This window comes from Erwinia sp. JUb26, assembly GCF_003751505.1.
Lineage (GTDB): Bacteria > Pseudomonadota > Gammaproteobacteria > Enterobacterales > Enterobacteriaceae > Erwinia.
Genome location: NZ_RJVB01000010.1, coordinates 26,766 through 46,177 on the forward strand (window position 1 = coordinate 26,766; position 19,412 = coordinate 46,177).

Below are 19,412 nucleotides of genomic sequence, written 5' to 3' on the forward strand. Positions count from 1 at the left end.
TCCCTACAGAGTCCCAAACACCAGCAGTAAAAGACAGGCAAAAACAGGAACCGCCGCGGTCAGACTATCAATACGGTCAAGGATACCACCGTGGCCGGGAATGAGATTACCGCTGTCCTTAATGCCCGCTTCACGCTTGAACATACTCTCGGTCAAATCGCCCAGCACCGACGCCAGCGCTGCCGCAATCGAGCAGACCAGCAGCGTACCCAGTGAAACCTCAAGCGGGGCAAACGCGCTGAACAGCCACGAAAGCAGTGCGGAGGTCACCAGTCCGCCGAGAAAGCCTTCCCAGGTTTTACCTGGGGAAACCTTCGGCGCCAGCTTGTGCTTGCCAAACAGCTTGCCAAACATGTAAGCGCCGGAATCAGCACCCCACACCAGCAGCATCACGTACAGCAGCCACCAGGCTCCGGCAAAATGGTCAGCTTCGTAGTGATATTGACGCAGCGCCAGCATACCCCAGAAGAACGGCACGATGGTGAGCAGACCGAATATCAACCGCAGCGGCTTCGAATGACGCCACAGCGCGGCGGAACCCGGATAGAACAGCACCAGCAGCAGCGCAGCGACCCACCAGCCCAATGCCAGCCAGAGCGCACCGCTCACCTGCGGCAGTTGAACCAGATGTTGGTAAGCCGGGAGAGTGATGAGCATAAAGACCAGTAGCAAACCGCAAAGCAGCGCCAGCCAGATCCGCTGCGAACGCGAAGCAAAGCCGCAAAACTGCCCCCATTCCCAGGCAGCCAGCATGCTAATCACTAAAATGACGATCTCAAATCCTAACGGTGGCAGCAGAAACAGTGCCGCAATCACGATTGGAATCAAAATAAATGCGGTAATCAGGCGAGACTTCAGCAAAGATTACCCCCAGTGCGCCTATACGCTGCCGGGTGCTGCGCCGCCAAATCGGCGCTCTCGTTGTGCAAACGCATTCAGTGCACCTTCAAAAACTTGTTCATCAAAATCAGGCCAGAGAGTATCAGTAAACCAGAACTCCGCGTAGGCGACTTGCCACAGCAGGAAGTTACTGATGCGATGCTCTCCCCCAGTCCTTATTACTAAATCCACAGGAGCCAGTTCATTGAGGCAAAGATAGGGTTCCAGCGTCTCTTCCCCGATCTGATCGGGGCGAAGAAGACCTTCCTGGACCTGCTCTGCCAATTTTCTGACTCCGTGGATAATATCCCAACGACCGCCATAATTCGCGGCTATGTTGAGCGTTAGTCCATTATTTTGTTGAGTAAGTTCCTCAGCGCGGCGAATACGTTCCTGCAGACGGGAATTAAAGCGGCTGATGTCACCAATAATTCTCAGTCTGACATTGTGCTTGTGGAGACTTTTTACTTCGCTGTCGAGTGCCCAGACAAACAGTTCCATCAGCGCCAGAACTTCCTGCTGCGGACGATTCCAGTTTTCGCTGCTGAAAGCATACAGCGTCAGCGCGTCCAGCTTGTTGCTGACGGCGAAACTAACGGCGCGGCGCACGGATTTAACACCCGCCTTATGGCCGGAAATGCGCAGCTTACCCTGGTTTTTAGCCCAGCGGCCATTGCCATCCATAATGATGGCCACGTGACGAGGTGTCAGCCCCGCCTGGTCATCGGTTTGTAATAAATTTTCGGACGACATAACGCGTAATGATTTCCTTGTTCAGAAATACAACGGCCTGGGAATATTTCACCCGCACAGCACGAAATTCGTGCAAAAAGGGCTAGCTTATCCGCTTTATCACGCCGTACCTCTGTTCGGTGGGCGGAGACTATATCATCTCCTCCCGGTGCCCACAAATGGCGGCGCGCGAAATCGCGTTACGCCGAATGGACAGAAAAACGAGGTACCAGGGACGTCGCCAGAGCACGCGCTTCACCATCGATAGCGAGTACCGCCTCGACGCTCTGCGGCTCCTGGCTTGACAGTTTTTCCAGTACCGCAACATTTAATGCTGCAATATCGGTAAAGCGGATTTGCGAGGCCAGAAACGCCGCAACGGCAATTTCATTGGCCGCATTCAGCGCGGTGGTCGCCGCCTGTCCGGCAAGACTGGCATCAATGGCCAGCTTCAGGCACGGATATCGCGCGTAGTCCGGTTCCGCGAAGGTCAGCGCCTTCATGCGGGTGAAATCCAGCGGCTGAGCGCCTGAATTAACACGTTCCGGCCACGCCATCGCATGGGCGATGGGCGTACGCATATCCGGCGATCCCAGCTGCGCAATCACGCTGCCGTCGCGGTAGCGAACCATTGAGTGGATAACGGACTGCGGATGCAGAATGACTTCCATCTGCGCATCCGTGGCGTTAAACAGCCAGCGGGCTTCAATATACTCCAGGCCTTTGTTCATCATGGTGGCCGAATCAACGGAGATTTTTCGCCCCATTGACCAGTTCGGATGCGCACACGCCTGATCTGGCGTGACCCGGCTGAGTTCAGCCAGCGGTGTCTCACGGAACGGGCCACCCGACCCCGTGAGGATAATGCTTTCGATGCCATTTTCCTCGAGAGAAGCGTACCCTAACTGCTGCTGTAAGGAAGCAGGCAAACTCTGAAAAATGGCATTGTGTTCGCTGTCGATCGGCAACAGCTGGGCTTTTGACGCGCTGACGGCGTCAAGGAACAGGCGTCCACAGGTTACCAGCGCTTCTTTGTTCGCCAGCAGCACCTGCTTACCGGCACGAATGGCTGCCAGGGTTGGCAGTAATCCCGCCGCGCCGACAATCGCCGCCATAACCTGATCGACGTCATCCAGCGCGGCCAGATCGCAGGCCGCCTGTTCACCGCTCAGGACTTCCGTTTTTACGTTCAGGCTCTGCAGGCGCAGGCGCAGGTCGACCGCCGCCTGCTCGTCTGATATCGCAGCATAAGCGGGGCGAAACTCCAGGCACTGTTCAACCATCAGTTCTACGTTACGCCCGGCTACCAGCGCCCTGACGGAAAACAGATGAGGATTAGCACGAATGACGGCCAGCGTACTGGTGCCGATTGAACCGGTAGAACCGAGAATGGTCAATTGCTTCATGAGGCTGCTCTGTGTAGTAACCCGGCACAGGCGGCAACCAGGGAAAGGCAAAGCCGCCCTTTTAGGGATTGAGTAAATGCAAAACGCCGCCAGATCGGCCGTTCATGGGAAAGGCGATCTGTACGGCGTTTCATCGGATCATGATGAAATCAGAATTCCATCAGCTCCGCTTCTTTCTCTGCCAGCGCAGCATCAATTTTCTTAATGCCGACGTCGGTCATTTTCTGGATGTCTTCCTGTGAACGACGGTCATCATCTTCACTGATTTCTTTGTCTTTCAGCAACGCTTTCACTTTATCGTTGGCATCGCGACGCACGTTACGCACGGACACACGGCCCTGCTCTGCTTCACCGCGAACAATTTTAATCAGATCTTTACGACGCTCTTCGGTCAGTGCAGGCAGTGGAACACGGATATCGGTGCCCGCCGACATTGGGTTCAGACCGAGGTCAGAAGCCATAATCGCTTTTTCAACGGCGCTGCTGATTGAACGGTCAAACACGTTGATTTTCAGCGTACGGGAGTCTTCTACTGTGACGCTCGCCAGCTGGCGCAGCGGAGTCGCAGAACCGTAGTAGTCGACCATGATACCGTCGAGAATAGACGGAGATGCGCGGCCAGTACGAATTTTACTGATGTGGTTTTTGAATGCTTCTACGCATTTTTCCATGCGTACTTCTGCATCTTTCTTGATGTCGTTAATCACGTTGAAACCCTTGGATTCTGTTTGATCCACCAGCATCCGGCCGTGCCGGACGCCGTTCAAATATAGGTATACGCCTCATAACTCAAGCTGCAGGTGACTCGCGGCCCTGCCGCAACTCGAATTATGTAGAGTATGAAGGATAACCCTGACTGGCAGAATATACCCTATCTTAACCATTTTAAATGCAGACTGATATTAATGCGTAATCAGCGTGCCTTCTTTTTCGCCCATCACCACGCGACGCAGTGCGCCAGGTTTGTTCATATTGAACACGCGGATAGGCAACTGGTGATCGCGCGCCAGGGTAAAGGCGGCCAGGTCCATCACTTTCAGTTCCTGATCCAGCACCTCGGTGTAGGTCAGCTGTTCATACAGCGTGGCATCCGGGTTCTTCACCGGATCGGCAGAGTAAACGCCATCCACTTTGGTGGCCTTCAGTACCACGTCGGCTTCGATTTCGATGCCGCGCAGGCAGGCTGCGGAGTCAGTGGTAAAGAACGGGTTGCCGGTACCGGCAGAGAAAATCACCACGCGGTTGTTACGCAGCAGGCTAATGGCTTCCGCCCAGCTGTAGTTGTCGCAAACGCCGTTCAGCGGAATTGCCGACATCAGGCGGGCATTCACATAGGCGCGGTGCAGGGCATCACGCATCGCCAGGCCGTTCATCACGGTCGCCAGCATGCCCATATGGTCGCCAACAACGCGATTCATGCCGGCCTGTGCCAGGCCTGCGCCACGGAACAGGTTCCCCCCACCGATGACCACACCCACCTGAATGCCCAGTTCAACCAGCTCTTTCACTTCCTGAGCCATACGATCCAGAACGCTGGCATCAATACCAAAGCCTTCTGCGCCTTGCAGTGCTTCGCCACTCAGTTTCAGCAGGATACGTTGATATACGGGTTTTGCATTAGTCGCCATGGTGTTTTTCCTGGAAGCAATCATCGAAAAAAGGGGTGTAAACTGTGCGGTATCATCCTGGAAGCAGGAGAAAAATGCTATTGGGATGAGACTGAAATTGCGCTGCACCAGAGGCAGGCAAAAAAGAACCGCCGTTTGGCGGTTCCTTTATCGAAATTAAGACTGCTGAGACATGGCAGCAACTTCTGCTGCGAAATCAGTCTCAACTTTCTCAATACCTTCGCCCACTTCAAAGCGGATGAAGTTAACAACGTCAGCGTTCTGCTCTTTCAGTACCTGACCCACGGTTTTGCTTGGGTCGATAACGAAAGGCTGGCCGGTCAGAGAAACTTCGCCGGTGAATTTCTTCATGCGGCCTTCAACCATTTTCTCTGCGATTTCTTTCGGCTTACCGGACTGCATGGCGATGTCCAGCTGAACTTTGTACTCTTTCTCTACAACGTCAGCAGACACGTCTTCTGGCTTAACGAATTCTGGCTTGCTTGCTGCAACGTGCATTGCCAGCTGCTTAACCAGCTCTTCGTCTGCGCCTTTAGCCGCGATCAGAACGCCGATACGTGCGCCGTGCAGGTAGCTACCCAGCACTTCGCCTTCCAGGGAAGATACGCGACGGATGTTGATGTTCTCACCGATTTTAGCAACCAGCGCAACACGCTCTTCTTCGAACTGTGCTTTCAGCACTTCGATGTCAGTGATTTTGCCAGCAACAGCGGCATCCAGCACTTTGTCTGCGAACGCCTGGAAACCTGCATCTTTAGCAACGAAGTCGGTCTGGCAGTTAACTTCCAGAATCACGCTGTAGTTGCCGTCGATTTTGGTTTTGATCACGCCGTCAGCAGCAACGTTGCCTGCTTTCTTAGCGGCTTTGATCGCGCCAGATTTACGCATGTTCTCGATCGCCAGCTCGATGTCGCCGCTCGCTTCGGTCAGTGCTTTCTTACAATCCATCATGCCAGCGCCAGTGCGCTCGCGCAGTTCTTTTACCAGAGCAGCGGTAATGTCAGCCATTCTCTAATCCTCGGTTAGTTAGCATCTGTGTAGCTCACCACTTGGCAAGTCCACATCACATGTCTATTTCTCGGGAGATACATTCTGCCTCGCCGATTGTGACAAGCGGCAAAGCGAAGTCGAAAAAATAAAGGGGCCATGAGGCCCCTTACAGATTCACATCTGATTTACCCTTCATCCTTCACTCTACAGGCGTGTTGGCTGCCTTCTCTCACCACAGTCGCTTACTGATGTAAGCTTCTGCGGACGCGTTCAGTTGCCGCCTTCCTGTAAAGTGAAATCTATCGGGTATTAAGGGGCTCTGTTAAGAGCAAGCCTTATTACTCAGCTTCGGCGAAGGTTTCTTCTGCCTGCTGAGCCAGGTCCTGAGAGCGACCTTCACGTACAGTGGTAGCCACTGCAGTCAGGTACAGGCTCACAGCACGGATTGCATCGTCATTACCTGGGATAATGAAGTCAACGCCGTCTGGATCAGAGTTAGTATCAACGATAGCAAAGACTGGGATACCCAGGTTGTTTGCTTCTTTGATAGCGATGTGTTCATGATCAGCATCAACAACAAACAGTGCGTCTGGCAGGCCACCCATGTCTTTAATACCGCCCAGGCTGTTTTCCAGCTTGGCCAGTTCACGGTTGCGCATCAACGCTTCTTTCTTAGTCAGTTTGTCGAAGGTACCGTCCTGAGACTGAGTTTCCAGATCTTTCAGACGTTTGATTGACTGACGAACGGTTTTCCAGTTAGTCAGCATGCCACCCAACCAGCGGTGGTTAACGAAGAACTGGTCGCAGCTCAGAGCGTGCTCTTTTACCGCTTCGCTTGCAGCGCGCTTAGTACCAACGAACAGGATCTTACCTTTACGGGAAGAGATCTTGGTCAACTCAGCCAGAGCTTCGTTGAACATTGGTACAGTTTTCTCAAGGTTGATGATGTGAACTTTGTTACGAGCGCCGAAGATGAATGGCTTCATTTTCGGGTTCCAGTAACGGGTCTGGTGACCGAAGTGTACACCGGCCTTGAGCATGTCGCGCATGGAAACAGTTGCCATGATTACCTCTAAAATAGTTTGATTGGGGTTAGGCCTCCACGTATCCCATACAACCGACCACAAAAGTTTTAACGCTTTTGGGCACCCCGGAGTAAGGTGTCGATACGTGTGTGTTATTTACACAATGTGAGATTTTCGCGTTCTTCACTGGGGAAAAAATCCACCGAACAAAGAATCGTCGGCGCGCTTTATACCATAAACCCGCCGCAGACGCCAATAATTGTTGCCTGGTTAACCCGCATTTCACAGGCTAAAGCGGTGCAGGACGGGCATCGCCATAAACGACAATTGGCAGCGTCCGGACGGGCTGTTACCATTGCAGCACTTTTTTTATTCTTGTCGTAAATGACGACAAATACGGACGCAGTAAATGGCAATTTCAATCAAAACACCTGAAGAAATCGAAAAAATGCGCGTGGCCGGTCGCCTCGCCGCCGAAGTTCTTGAGATGATCGAACCTCACGTTAAACCCGGCGTCAGCACCGGGGAGCTGGATCGCCTGTGCCACGACCATATCGTCAACAAGCAGCAGGCCGTATCTGCCTGCCTCGGCTACCACGGCTTCCCGAAATCGGTGTGTATTTCCGTGAACGAAGTGGTGTGCCACGGTATTCCAAGCGATGAGAAAATCCTCAAAGACGGTGACGTGGTCAATATCGACGTGACGGTCATCAAGGATGAATATCACGGTGATACTTCCACCATGTTTATCGTCGGTAAATCGACTATCCAGGGCGAGCGCCTGTGCCGCGTCACCCAGGAGAGCCTGTACCTCGCGCTGCGCATGGTTAAGCCGGGCATTCGCCTGCGCGCTATCGGCCGTGAAATTCAGAAATTTGTCGAAGCCGAACAGTTCTCCGTGGTGCGCGAATACTGCGGCCACGGTATCGGTAAGGGCTTCCATGAGGAACCCCAGGTTCTGCACTACGATGCCGATGACGGCGGCGTGGTGCTGCAGGCCGGCATGGCGTTTACCATTGAACCGATGGTGAACGTCGGTGACTACCGCATCCGCACGATGAAAGATGGCTGGACGGTAAAAACCAAAGATCGCAGCTTGTCCGCACAGTATGAACACACTATTGTAGTAACGGAAAACGGCTGCGAAATTATGACGCTGCGTAAAGATGAAACCCTTCCGTCCGTTCTGACGCACGAAGGCTAATCGCCGTAAAATCGACCCTTACAGTGAGTCTGAAGCCGGCATCCGCCGGCTTTTTAATGTCTGCAGTATCTGTCCGGAGCGGTGAAATGAATAAAGATGTGACCGATGCCAGCACGCTGAAAATATTAACCAAATCGCCCATACTCTGGGAAGATGCTGAAATCACTCGAGAATTCCTGAAGAATCATCTGGATAATTTTCAGCAACACCTGGCCGGCGCCTTCGATGCAGGACGGGATGCCGAAAGCCTGATTGCCGCACGCACGCTGTTCATTGACCGGCTGCTGCGCCGTCTGTGGCGCTTCTTCGGCTTCCCGGAAAAAGACGGTATCGCCCTGGTGGCGGTAGGCGGCTACGGGCGCGGAGAACTCCACCCCCTTTCCGATATTGATGTGCTGATCCTCAGCCGTAAACCGCTTTCCGATGCCGATGCTCAACGTACCAGCGAGTTGCTGACGCTGATGTGGGACCTCCGGCTTGAGGTCGGCCACAGCGTACGTACGCTGGAGGAGTGTTTGCTGGAAGGGTTGTCAGACCTGACCGTGGCGACCAACCTGATCGAGTCGCGCATGCTGACCGGCGATCTGGCCTTGTTCCTCGAAATGCAGAAAAACGTCTTCAGTGATGGTTTCTGGCCCTCCGACCGCTTCTTTGCGGCGAAAATTGGCGAACAGCAGGATCGCCATAAGCGCTATCACGGCACCAGCTACAACCTCGAGCCAGATATTAAAAGCAGCCCCGGTGGCCTGCGTGATATCCATACCCTGCTGTGGGTTGCCCGCCGCCACTTCGGCGCAACCTCGCTGGATGAAATGGTCGGCTTTGGCTTTCTGACCCAGGCCGAACGCAATGAGCTTAACGAGTGCCAGAGCTTTCTGTGGCGGATCCGCTTCGCCCTGCACCTGACGTTGACCCGCTACGACAACCGCCTGCTGTTCGATCGCCAGCTTAACGTTGCCCGCCGTCTGAACTATCAGGGCGAAGGCAATGAGCCGGTTGAGCGCATGATGAAGGATTTCTTCCGCGTTACCCGTCGAGTCGGCGAGCTGAACCAAATGCTTCTGCAGCTGTTTGATGAAGCGATTCTGGCCCTGCCGACCGATGAAAAGCCGCGGCCGATTGACGATAATTTCCAGCTGCGCGGTTCGCTGATCGATCTGCGTGATGAAACCCTGTTCAACCGCGAGCCGGAAGCGATTATGCGCATGTTTTACACCATGGTGCGCACGCCAAAAATTACCGGAATTTACTCGACCACCCTGCGCCACCTTCGCCACGCGCGGCGGAACCTGAAACAGCCGCTGTGTACCATTCCGCTTGCGCGCGAGCTGTTTATGTCGATTCTGCGCCATCCGGGAGCCGTCAGCCGGGCGCTGGTGCCCATGCATCGCCACAGCGTGCTGTGGGCCTATATGCCGCAGTGGAGCAATATTGTCGGCCAGATGCAGTTCGATCTGTTCCACGCCTATACGGTTGATGAACACACCATTCGCGTGCTGCAAAAGCTGGAAAGCTTTGCCAGTGAAGAAACCCGCTCACTTCATCCGCTCTGCGTGGAGCTGTGGCCGCGCCTGCCGCAGCTGGAGCTGCTGCTGATGGCCGCCCTGTTCCACGATATTGCCAAAGGGCGCGGCGGCGACCATTCGATTCTCGGCGCGCAGGATGCGCTGGAGTTTGCCGAGATGCACGGCCTGAACTCGCGGGAAACCCAGCTGGTCGCGTGGCTGGTCCGCCATCACCTGCTGATGTCGGTCACCGCCCAGCGCCGGGATATTCAGGACCCGACGGTGATCCAGCAGTTTGCCGAGATCATGCAGAACGAAAACCGGCTGCGTTACCTGGTCTGCCTGACCGTGGCCGATATCTGCGCCACCAATGAAACCCTGTGGAACAGCTGGAAGCAGAGCCTGCTGCGCGAGCTGTTCTTCGCCACCGAGAAACAGCTGCGCCGGGGCATGGAAAACAGTCCCGACCTGCGCGAGCGGGTGCGTCACCATCGCCTGCAGGCGCTGGCCCTGCTGCGGATGGATAATATTAACGAAGAAGCGCTGCATCAGATCTGGGGTCGCTGCCGCGCGGATTACTTCCTGCGCCATACACCAAACCAGCTGGCCTGGCACGCACGCCACCTGATGAAGCACGATCTCGATCAGCCACTGATCCTCGTCAGCCCGCAGGCGACGCGTGGCGGTACCGAAATCTTTATCTGGAGCCCGGACCGCCCCTATCTGTTTGCCGCCGTTGCCGGTGAGCTGGATCGCCGCAATCTGAGCGTTCACGATGCGCAAATTTTTACCAGCCGCGACGGCATGGCGATGGATACCTTTATCGTGCTGGAGCCGGACGGCAGTCCGCTTTCGGCGGATCGGCATGAACTGACCCGTCACGCGCTGGAACAGGCGATTACCCAGAGCAGCTGGCAGCCGCCGCGTGCCCGTCGGCAGTCGGCGCGGCTGAGGCACTTTAATGTGGATACCGAGGTCAATTTCCTGCCGACCCACACCGATCGCCGTACCTACCTGGAGCTCATCGCGCTCGATCAGCCAGGGCTACTCGCCCGCGTAGGAGAAGTCTTTGCCGACCTGAACATTTCACTGCACGGCGCACGGATCAGTACTATCGGCGAGCGGGTTGAGGATTTATTTATCCTCGCTAACAGCGATCGGCGGGCATTAGATGCAGAAATGCGCGAAGTGCTGCAACAACGGTTGACAGAGGCCCTTAATCCAAACGATAAAGTGTGACCCGGATTTACTTTTTAACCTCGCCACCCCGCAATGCCTTATAAACCGCATTGTTATGCGGTTTAACGGGATGGCAGAACCAGGAAAGCAGAAACCATGCAACAGTTACAGAGTGTTATTGAAGCGGCCTTTGAGCGCCGTGCTGACATCACCCCAGCGAATGCTGACACCGTTACCCGTGAAGCGGTTAACCAGGTTATCGCCCTGCTGGACAGCGGTGCCCTGCGTGTCGCAGAAAAAATTGACGGCCAGTGGGTGACGCATCAGTGGCTGAAGAAAGCCGTTCTGCTCTCTTTCCGCATCAATGACAATCAGGTAATTGATGGCGCAGAGAGCCGTTACTACGACAAAGTTCCGATGAAATTCGCTGACTACGACGATGCGCGCTTCAAGAAAGAAGGCTTCCGCGTTGTTCCGCCAGCGGCCGTTCGTCAGGGTGCCTACATCGCTCGTAACACCGTGCTGATGCCGTCCTACGTCAACATCGGTGCCTACGTGGATGAAGGCTCAATGGTGGATACCTGGGCGACCGTCGGTTCATGCGCGCAGATCGGTAAAAACGTTCACCTGTCCGGCGGCGTGGGCATCGGTGGCGTTCTGGAGCCGCTGCAGGCTAACCCAACCATCATCGAAGATAACTGCTTCATCGGCGCGCGTTCTGAAGTCGTGGAAGGCGTGATCGTAGAAGAAGGTGCGGTCATCTCCATGGGCGTTTACATCGGCCAGAGCACTAAAATCTATGACCGCGAAACTGGTGAAGTTCACTACGGCCGCGTGCCTGCCGGCTCCGTGGTGGTTTCCGGCAACCTGCCGTCTAAAGACGGCCGCTACAGCCTGTACTGCGCGGTTATCGTGAAGAAAGTTGACGCGAAAACCCGTGGCAAAGTCGGTATTAACGAGCTGCTGCGTACCATCGACTGATTTATCTGCGGGCCGCTGCGACGGCCCGTAATTTTTTCTTTACGCTTTTCCGTTACACAACCGCTTTTTTGCCTTTCATCAGATAGTGATATTGCGCACATTCCAGGCGTATAATCCGCGCCAGTTAATTCCAGTATTAATTTTAAACGATCCTGACTGTTTCAGGTGCAGCCTTCGGGCACACCATCATTTGAAACACACGAGCTAAGTGAAGACAAGGCGTAAGCGCGCAGCCACCACAACGTACCCGGTACGTGAGGCAGGCCAGCTCTGCATAACGCAGTAGTCACAACGCGCAGCCGGATCGTCACCTAACTTATAAGGAACCGATGCTATGTATGACAATTTAAAAGGTCTGGGTATTTCTTCGCCTGAAGATATCGATCGCTACAGCCTGCGTCAGGAAGCGAATAACGACATCCTGAAAATCTATTTCCGTAAGGACAAAGGCGAGTTCTTTGCCAAGAGCGTAAAATTCAAATATCCACGCCAGCGCAAAACCGTGGTGGCCGATAACGCCAGCCAGGGTTACAAAGAAATTCAGGAAATCAGCCCGAACCTGCGCTATGTGATTGATGAACTGGATCAGATCTGCCAGCGCGATCAGGTTGAAGTCGATCTGAAGCGTAAAATCCTCGACGATCTGCGTCATCTGGAAAGCGTCGTGTCGAATAAGATTGCCGAGATCGAATCGGACCTGGATAAGCTGACCCGGAACGGCCGTTAATTTATTCCGTTCGGCAGAATTAAAAAAACGGTGCTATTAAATAGCACCGTTTTTTATTACCCATTAGCCACGGCCGGATAACCGACCGCGGATCGGAACTTACTGCATCAACAGATAAATGCTGCTGTCACCGCGCTGGATATTCAGCGCCAGCACGGACGGTTTGGCATCCAGGATTTTACGCAGCTCGCCCAGATTGGCAATCGGCTGCTGGTTAACGCCGAGGATCACATCGTCTTTCTTCAGGCCGATGCGCGCCGCAGCCGAACCGGCTTTCACGCTGTCAACCTTCACGCCCTTAACGTCTTTGTTGTCGTAGTTGCTCAGCGCAGCGCCTTCAACGCCGGTATAGATCGTGCCGGAATCTACCTTCACGCCCGCGCCCTGCTGCAGTTCAACATTCACCGTAAGCGGCTTGCCGTCGCGGATCAGCCCCAGCGCCATCTTGGTGCCTACCGGCAGCGATCCGACTTCCGCACGCAGCGCAGCGAAGCTGGAAATCGGCTTGTTGTTCAGTGAGACAATCACATCACCGGCTTTCACCCCGGCCTGTGCCGCAGAGGACTTCGGCAGCACCTGGCTGACGAACGCACCGCGCTGGGCATCGACTTTCATCGCCTTCGCCAACTCGGAGTTCAGCTCGGTCCCCATAATCCCCAGCTCGCCGCGTTTCACCTGGCCGAACTCAACCATCTGGCTGGTCAGGTTTTTCACCATATTACTTGGGATGGCGAAGCCGATACCGATATTACCGCCGTCCGGTGCCAGAATCGCGGTATTAATCCCGATCAGCTCACCGTTGAGGTTAACCAGCGCACCGCCGGAGTTACCCCGGTTGATGGCGGCATCGGTCTGGATAAAGTTTTCATAGTTTTCAACGTTCAGGCCGCTGCGGCCCAGCGCAGACACGATACCCGACGTCACGGTTTCACCCAGGCCATAAGGGTTACCGATAGCCACGGTGTAATCCCCCACGCGCAGACTGTCGGAATCGGCGATTTTCACTGCGGTCAGATTTTTGGCATCTTTCAGCTGGATCAGCGCGATATCAGAACGCGGATCTTTACCGATCACTTTCGCGTCATATTTACGGCCGTCACTCAGCTGAACCAGAATTTTGGTGGCGTTGTCGACCACGTGGTTGTTGGTGACCACATAGCCTTTAGCGGCATCAATCACCACGCCGGATCCGAGCGCGCGGAATTTCTGCTGCTGGGTGTCATCACCGCCTGCACCACCGCTACCCCCCTGGCCGCCCTGGCACATCGGTGAGCTCTGGAACGGGGAACCGTCCTGGCAGAACGGTGAATTGTCACCAAAGAACTGCTGGAACTGCTGCGGCAGGCGCGGAGTACGTACGGTGGTGCTACCTTCGATATTGATGCTGACAACGGAAGGCATGACTTTTTCCAGCATCGGCGCCAGGCTTGGCAGCTGCTGAGTGGACGTAGATGATGAAGCGGTTTCAGCGGCACTGGCGGTAACAGGGTTCATTGCCAGTCCAATGCTGAAGGCCAGCGCACTTAGTACTAACGTTGTTTTTTTCATTCGTTGGATTCTCAAGTGATTCAGTTAAGTAACCATTGCTGCGGTCGTGTCATTGAGATTAATTTTTTAGCGCGAAGTTCATGTTTGAATATTGATGAAAAGTAAAAAATTATTGTCCATCTTTACAAAACTCATCATCAGGATTTTTATTCTACCGCCATCAGACGGCGGTACTCATCCCAGGCATACAGGTCGGTCATTCCGCTAATGTAATCCTGTAACAGTCGGGCGCGATAATAGTATTCCCAGATTTCAGTCTCGGCGGGGGTTTTATCCAGTCGCTCAACCGCTTCATTATAGGCCTGACGGAAACGAGTGGAGAGTTTATGGAAAAGCCGCGTCTCGATGGGATAGCCTTTCAGATAATCTTTTTCCACCAGCTCGCTAAATTGCTGCTGCGAGAGCAGCAGCAGCGGCCGGTAGATATCCAGCAGTCCACTGATCACCCGATACCCCTGCAGCTCCAGCTGTTCCACCTCGGGGTGGTTAAAGACATGACTAAAGGCGACTTTTTTAAAGATATCCAGCAGCAGACTGTGCGGGCTGCCGTCCTCCAGCAGCGCTTCATTAAATTCACCGTGATAGACGGCAGGAAGGTTATCGATAAAACGGCTGGCGGCGTGTGGCACCAGGCGGGAGACGGTATTGACCCGTAAATACATAAAGAACTGATCTTCGTTGCAGCGGCTGGAAGGCGAGGTTCGCGACTTTTCCAGCGCAACGGTAATCACCTCAGAAAACAGATCACCGGACTGATGTGTCGGCCAAAGCCGGTATAAGTGTTCGTAAAGCTGCTCAACGGTGAAAATGTTTTTTTCTACTGCATCTTCCAGATCGGCAACGCAGTAGGAGATATCATCCGCCGCTTCCATAATATAGGTCAGCGGAAAACGGCAATGCGCCTCTAAATCTAATTCCTGCCGCAAACTTTCGACATAACCTTCTTCCGCGAGATAATAACCCGGCTTCTTCATCAAATAACGATGGCTGGCGGGGATATCACCGGTGAACCAGGCGGGACGCGTATATTTTAAAATACAGCCAACCTGCGCCCACGTCAGATTCATTTTCATCAGCGTATGCACCATGCGGATCGCCTGTGCATTGCCCTCAAAGTGGGATAAATCTTGACGAATCTTTGCACGCAGCGGGTCCAGGCCATCCTCTTTACTGCGTAAAACAGCCACCTCACAGCGGTCGTCCGCCGCGCTCTGCAGCTGCCAGCCTGCATCCAGCCGCTGACGGAACCAGTCGTTAATCGCCGATTCTCCGAAATGACCAAACGGCGGGTTGCCGATATCGTGCATCAGACAGGCCATCTCGACGATGCTTTCAAACGGCCCCGTCAGCTGCGACAGCCCTAACGGCTCCAACTGCCCCTGCTCCTTCAGCCGGGTGAGTACCTCTTTGGCGATATAGCGCCCCACCTGCTGCACCTCCAGTGAATGCGTCAGCCGGGTTCGAACCGCGGCGTTGCGCTCCAGTGGAAAAACCTGGGTTTTCTGCTGCAGGCGACGAATGGCCGCCGAGTTAATGATGCGCCCGCGATCGCTTTCAAAAATGCGCAGGATTTCATGCTCGTCCTTCTCGCCCTCATAAGGACGATAGCAGCGCTGCCAGTTAATTTTTTTGCGAAAGTCGATGCCGGTCATCCGGTGTTCCCTGTTATTTCCATCATGTTGCCATGATAGACTATGCGCCGAAAACCACGAAAAATTCCACTGAAATAGCGAGTATCCCCATGAAAGCAGGCATTATTGGTGCAATGGAACAGGAAGTTACGCTGCTGCGTGACAAGATTGAAAACCGTCAAACGCTGACGCTGGCAGGCTGCGAAATCTATACCGGTACGCTGAATGGCGTTGAGGTTGCTCTGCTGAAATCCGGCATCGGTAAAGTCTCCGCCGCGCTGGGCACCACGCTGCTGCTGGAACTGTGCAAACCCGATTTCATCATCAACACCGGTTCCGCCGGTGGCCTGGCCCCGTCACTGAAAGTCGGCGATATCGTCGTATCTGATGAAGTGCGCTATCACGATGCCGACGTCACCGCCTTCGGCTATGAGCCGGGCCAGATGGCCGGCTGTCCGGCAGCGTTTAAAGCGGACGAAAAGCTGATTGCGGCGGCAGAACAGTGCATCAGCGATCTGCAGCTGAATGCGGTTCGCGGCCTGGTGGTCAGCGGCGACGCCTTTATCAACGGTGCAGAGCCGCTGGCGCGCATCCGCGGCACCTTCCCGCAGGCAATCGCCGTAGAGATGGAAGCCACGGCAATCGGCCACGTTTGCCATCAGTTCGGCACACCGTTTGTGGTGGTCCGCGCGATCTCCGACGTGGCAGACCAGGAATCGCACCTCAGCTTTGAAGAGTTCCTGGCCGTTGCCGCCACGCAGTCCTCGCTGATGGTTGAGACGCTGCTGGCCCGCCTGGCGAATGGCTAAATGCCTCACCGCCCTGTTGCTGTGGCTGACGTTTGCCGCAGCAGCAGCGCCACCGCGCGTAGTCACGCTGGCACCCAATCTTACCGAACTGGCCTTCGCTGCCGGCATTACGCCGGTTGGCGTCAGCGACTATTCGGATTACCCGGCGGCAGCCAAATCCATTGAGCACGTTGCCAGCTGGCAGGGAATTAATACCGAAAGGCTGCTGGGCCTGAAGCCCGATATGGTCATCGCCTGGCGCGGAGGAACCTCACCGCGCCAGATCGAGCAGCTCCAGTCGCTGGGCGTGAAGGTGCTGTGGCTGGCCCCAGACTCTGTAGCTCAGCTTGTCGCCACCCTGCGCCAGCTTGCCGACTTCAGCCCGCATCCGCAGCAGGCCGAGCAGGCCGCAGCCACACTTCAGCAGCAGTTCGACGATCTGCAGCAGCGCTATAGCCAGTCGCCACGCAGGCGGGTGTTTTTGCAGTTCGGCATGAAACCGCTGTTTACCGCTGCGGATAACACGCTGCAAAACGAAGTGCTCAGGCTGTGCGGTGGAGAGAATATTTTTTCCGACAGCCGCGTACCCTGGCCGCAGGTCAGCCGCGAACAGGTGCTGGTGCGCCAGCCGCAGGCAATCGTCATGCCGGGTGATGCTCCCCGGGCAGCGACGGTTGCGCAGTTCTGGCAGCCGCAGCTGAAGGTGCCGGTCTATGCGGTCAACGACGACGAGTTCAGCCGTGCCGGGCCGCGCATCATTCTGGCCGCGCAGCAGCTCTGCGCCCAGCTACAGCCCGGCGTAAAGTAAGAAATATCATAATGCAGTTAAGAATCACGCACTGAATGCCGCTTTTTGGCCAGTAGTGTGAAGTAGCAATACGGTAGCCGTGCAGGCGCGCGCTACCTGATTTTTGGCCAACAGGCCTTATTGAAACATCAGGAAAATTAGATCATGAAAACCGTTTATCTGTCTCTGGGACTGATAATGGCGGCGCATACCTGTGTGGCTGCGACCAGCGGCACCATCGGCGTGCAACTCACCATCATTGCACCACCCTGCCTGGTTGACAGCAGCACGCTGTCCACCCAGCGCACCCCAGGTGTCGTCTGCGGCACGCGCAACGACGCGCAGCCGAAAATCACCGAGGCGGTTCTCAGTCCAAAAACACAAACCGATTGGGAGAGAAGGCTGATTACCGTGGAATGGTAGCACCCTGCCCGGCACCGCTGTGCCGGGTGATTACCCTCACCGCGCAGGCCTGGGTAATCTCAGGAGAGACGCGATTAGATGCTGAAGGAGGAACCGCAGCCGCAGGTGGTTTTCGCATTCGGGTTGGTGACGATAAAGCGCGATCCTTCCAGCCCTTCGGTATAGTCCACCGCGCCGCCGACCAGATACTGCAGGCTCATCGGATCGACGACCAGCGCCACGCCCGCTTTCTCAATGGTCATATCGCCGTCGTTAATTTTATCGTCAAAAGTGAAGCCGTACTGGAAACCGCTGCAACCACCGCCGGTGATATACACGCGCAGTTTCAGATCCGGGTTGTTCTCATCGGAAATCAGGTTCTTCACTTTACTGGCCGCAGCTTCGGTAAACTGCAGGGGTACGGCTACGTCGTCGCTCATTTAAAATACTCCAATATGCACTCAGGCTACGTGCCTGACAGGTCATTATTCGACCATTGTTATGGCTATTATCTTATACGCTGGGGTAGCAATCAAGTTAAGGCTGTACCACCCCGTGCGGTCATCCCTTTCTGCTGCTCTTCAGCACTCAGAGTGCGGGCAGTTAATGGGGAATACAAGCGCCGCCGATGAGTTAATTTTTTCTGACCTTTCGTTCCGCGCGAGTGTTCCCTTAGAATAGACGGGTTTTGTTAATGAATAATCAGGAGCGGTTCCATGAGTAAGTCTGAAAACCTGTACGCTCAGGCGCAGCAAATCATCCCCGGCGGCGTGAATTCGCCGGTGCGAGCCTTTACCGGCGTCGGCGGCGTGCCGCTCTTTATTGAACGCGCCAACGGTGCATATCTGTACGACGCCGACGGCAAAGCCTACATCGACTACGTGGGATCCTGGGGCCCGATGGTGCTGGGCCACAACCACCCCGCCATCCGCAATGCGGTGATCGAAGCGGCCGAACGCGGCCTCAGCTTCGGCGCACCGACAGAGATGGAAGTGAAAATGGCGCAGCTGGTCACCGAACTGGTGCCAACCATGGATATGGTGCGCATGGTTAACTCGGGGACCGAAGCGACGATGAGCGCCATTCGCCTGGCGCGCGGCTTCACCCACCGCGATAAAATCATCAAGTTTGAGGGCTGCTATCACGGCCACGCCGACTGCCTGCTGGTGAAAGCCGGTTCCGGCGCGCTGACCCTCGGCCAGCCGAACTCCCCGGGCGTACCGGCTGATTTCGCCAAACATACGCTGACCTGCACCTATAACGACCTCGACACCGTGCGTGCCGCCTTTGAGCAGTACCCGGAGGATATCGCCTGTATCATCGTTGAGCCGGTCGCCGGGAACATGAACTGCATTCCACCGCTGCCGGCGTTCCTGCCGGGCCTGCGCGCGCTGTGCGATGAATTCGGCGCGCTGCTGATTATCGATGAAGTGATGACCGGTTTCCGCGTGGCGCTGGCCGGAGCACAGGCCTACTACGACGTCGAACCGGACCTGACCTGCCTGGGCAAAATTATCGGCGGCGGCATGCCGGTGGGCGCTTTCGGCGGCCGTCGCGAGGTAATGGATGCGCTGGCTCCGGTCGGCCCGGTTTATCAGGCGGGCACGCTTTCCGGTAACCCGATTGCGATGGCGGCAGGATTTGCCTGCCTGACCGAAATCTCACAGCCGGGCACCCATGCCACGCTGACCGATCTGACCACACAGCTGGCTGAAGGCCTGCTGAAGGCCGCCGCTGCGGAAAAAATCCCGCTGGTGGTGAATCACGTCGGCGGCATGTTTGGCCTGTTCTTTACCGACGCCAAAACCGTTACCAGCTATGCCGACGTGACGAAATGCGACGTTGAGCGCTTTAAGCGCTTCTTCCACCTGATGCTGGAAGAAGGGGTGTATCTTGCACCTTCAGCGTTTGAGGCAGGCTTTATGTCGCTGGCTCACAGCAAAGAAGACATTGAGCGCACCGTTTCTGCTGCACGCCGCAGCTTCGCTAAGCTGTAATCA

Annotated in this window: 18 protein-coding genes; 8 read left to right on the forward strand and 10 right to left on the reverse strand. The window is 55.3% G+C overall.

Annotation, left to right across the window (positions count from 1 at the left end; translation table 11 throughout):
* Nucleotides 1-3 precede the first annotated feature (3 nt).
* The 7 genes from cdsA to rpsB form a co-directional block, all read right to left on the reverse strand.
* Nucleotides 4-861, reverse strand: coding sequence for a phosphatidate cytidylyltransferase (gene cdsA / locus EC836_RS21775; protein ID WP_123337044.1), 858 nt, complete (start codon nucleotides 859-861; stop codon nucleotides 4-6).
* 18 nt (nucleotides 862-879) lie between these two features.
* Complete coding sequence (gene ispU, locus EC836_RS21780; protein ID WP_123337046.1) at nucleotides 880-1,632, reverse strand: (2E,6E)-farnesyl-diphosphate-specific ditrans,polycis-undecaprenyl-diphosphate synthase; 753 nt, start codon at nucleotides 1,630-1,632, stop codon at nucleotides 880-882.
* 179 nt (nucleotides 1,633-1,811) lie between these two features.
* Nucleotides 1,812-3,017, reverse strand: a complete 1,206-nt coding sequence (gene ispC, locus EC836_RS21785) for a 1-deoxy-D-xylulose-5-phosphate reductoisomerase (RefSeq protein WP_123337048.1) — start codon at nucleotides 3,015-3,017, stop codon at nucleotides 1,812-1,814.
* A gap of 149 nt (nucleotides 3,018-3,166) precedes the next feature.
* Nucleotides 3,167-3,724 (reverse strand): ribosome recycling factor, encoded by a 558-nt coding sequence (gene frr, locus EC836_RS21790; RefSeq protein ID WP_123337329.1) that lies wholly within the window; start codon nucleotides 3,722-3,724, stop codon nucleotides 3,167-3,169.
* Between the two features lie 195 nt (nucleotides 3,725-3,919).
* Nucleotides 3,920-4,645, reverse strand: a complete 726-nt coding sequence (gene pyrH, locus EC836_RS21795) for a UMP kinase (protein WP_105595442.1) — start codon at nucleotides 4,643-4,645, stop codon at nucleotides 3,920-3,922.
* A 156-nt stretch (nucleotides 4,646-4,801) separates the two neighbouring features.
* Nucleotides 4,802-5,653, reverse strand: coding sequence for a translation elongation factor Ts (gene tsf, locus EC836_RS21800; protein WP_123337050.1), 852 nt, complete (start codon nucleotides 5,651-5,653; stop codon nucleotides 4,802-4,804).
* A gap of 320 nt (nucleotides 5,654-5,973) precedes the next feature.
* A complete protein-coding gene (gene rpsB, locus EC836_RS21805) occupies nucleotides 5,974-6,699 on the reverse strand; it encodes a 30S ribosomal protein S2 (RefSeq protein WP_148050401.1) in 726 nt (241 codons plus the stop codon).
* 370 nt (nucleotides 6,700-7,069) lie between these two features.
* On the opposite strand from rpsB, the gene map reads away from it, so the two are divergent.
* The 4 genes from map (at nucleotide 7,070) to EC836_RS21825 (ending at nucleotide 12,256) form a co-directional block, all read left to right on the forward strand.
* Nucleotides 7,070-7,864, forward strand: a complete 795-nt coding sequence (gene map / locus EC836_RS21810) for a type I methionyl aminopeptidase (protein WP_123337054.1) — start codon at nucleotides 7,070-7,072, stop codon at nucleotides 7,862-7,864.
* Nucleotides 7,865-7,950: 86 nt separating this feature from the next.
* Complete coding sequence (gene glnD / locus EC836_RS21815) at nucleotides 7,951-10,608, forward strand: bifunctional uridylyltransferase/uridylyl-removing protein GlnD (protein WP_123337056.1); 2,658 nt, start codon at nucleotides 7,951-7,953, stop codon at nucleotides 10,606-10,608.
* 96 nt (nucleotides 10,609-10,704) lie between these two features.
* Nucleotides 10,705-11,529: a 2,3,4,5-tetrahydropyridine-2,6-dicarboxylate N-succinyltransferase gene (gene dapD, locus EC836_RS21820; protein WP_123337058.1), complete on the forward strand. Its 825-nt coding sequence runs from the start codon at nucleotides 10,705-10,707 to the stop codon at nucleotides 11,527-11,529.
* Nucleotides 11,530-11,863: 334 nt separating this feature from the next.
* On the forward strand, nucleotides 11,864-12,256 hold the full coding sequence (locus EC836_RS21825; protein ID WP_123337060.1) for a DUF3461 family protein: 393 nt from the start codon (nucleotides 11,864-11,866) through the stop codon (nucleotides 12,254-12,256).
* A gap of 99 nt (nucleotides 12,257-12,355) precedes the next feature.
* Here the strand turns inward: EC836_RS21825 and degP are convergent, their stop codons facing one another.
* Nucleotides 12,356-13,804: a serine endoprotease DegP gene (degP, locus tag EC836_RS21830; RefSeq protein WP_123337062.1), complete on the reverse strand. Its 1,449-nt coding sequence runs from the start codon at nucleotides 13,802-13,804 to the stop codon at nucleotides 12,356-12,358.
* A 146-nt stretch (nucleotides 13,805-13,950) separates the two neighbouring features.
* A complete protein-coding gene (dgt, locus tag EC836_RS21835; protein ID WP_123337064.1) occupies nucleotides 13,951-15,456 on the reverse strand; it encodes a dGTPase in 1,506 nt (501 codons plus the stop codon).
* A gap of 89 nt (nucleotides 15,457-15,545) precedes the next feature.
* Between dgt and mtnN the strand changes: the two genes are divergently transcribed.
* The 3 genes from mtnN (at nucleotide 15,546) to EC836_RS21850 (ending at nucleotide 17,433) form a co-directional block, all read left to right on the forward strand.
* Nucleotides 15,546-16,244: a 5'-methylthioadenosine/S-adenosylhomocysteine nucleosidase gene (mtnN, locus tag EC836_RS21840; protein WP_123337066.1), complete on the forward strand. Its 699-nt coding sequence runs from the start codon at nucleotides 15,546-15,548 to the stop codon at nucleotides 16,242-16,244.
* On the forward strand, nucleotides 16,237-17,031 hold the full coding sequence (btuF, locus tag EC836_RS21845) for a vitamin B12 ABC transporter substrate-binding protein BtuF (protein ID WP_123337068.1): 795 nt from the start codon (nucleotides 16,237-16,239) through the stop codon (nucleotides 17,029-17,031). The genes mtnN and btuF overlap by 8 nt, the downstream gene beginning before the upstream one ends.
* 144 nt (nucleotides 17,032-17,175) lie before the next feature.
* Complete coding sequence (locus tag EC836_RS21850) at nucleotides 17,176-17,433, forward strand: hypothetical protein (RefSeq protein ID WP_123337070.1); 258 nt, start codon at nucleotides 17,176-17,178, stop codon at nucleotides 17,431-17,433.
* Nucleotides 17,434-17,507: 74 nt separating this feature from the next.
* On the opposite strand, the gene erpA is transcribed toward EC836_RS21850, so the two are convergent.
* On the reverse strand, nucleotides 17,508-17,852 hold the full coding sequence (erpA, locus tag EC836_RS21855) for an iron-sulfur cluster insertion protein ErpA (RefSeq protein WP_105595431.1): 345 nt from the start codon (nucleotides 17,850-17,852) through the stop codon (nucleotides 17,508-17,510).
* A gap of 276 nt (nucleotides 17,853-18,128) precedes the next feature.
* Here erpA and hemL point away from each other — a divergent pair, with 276 nt between their 5' ends.
* Nucleotides 18,129-19,409, forward strand: a complete 1,281-nt coding sequence (gene hemL, locus EC836_RS21860; protein WP_123337072.1) for a glutamate-1-semialdehyde 2,1-aminomutase — start codon at nucleotides 18,129-18,131, stop codon at nucleotides 19,407-19,409.
* Nucleotides 19,410-19,412: the final 3 nt, after the last annotated feature.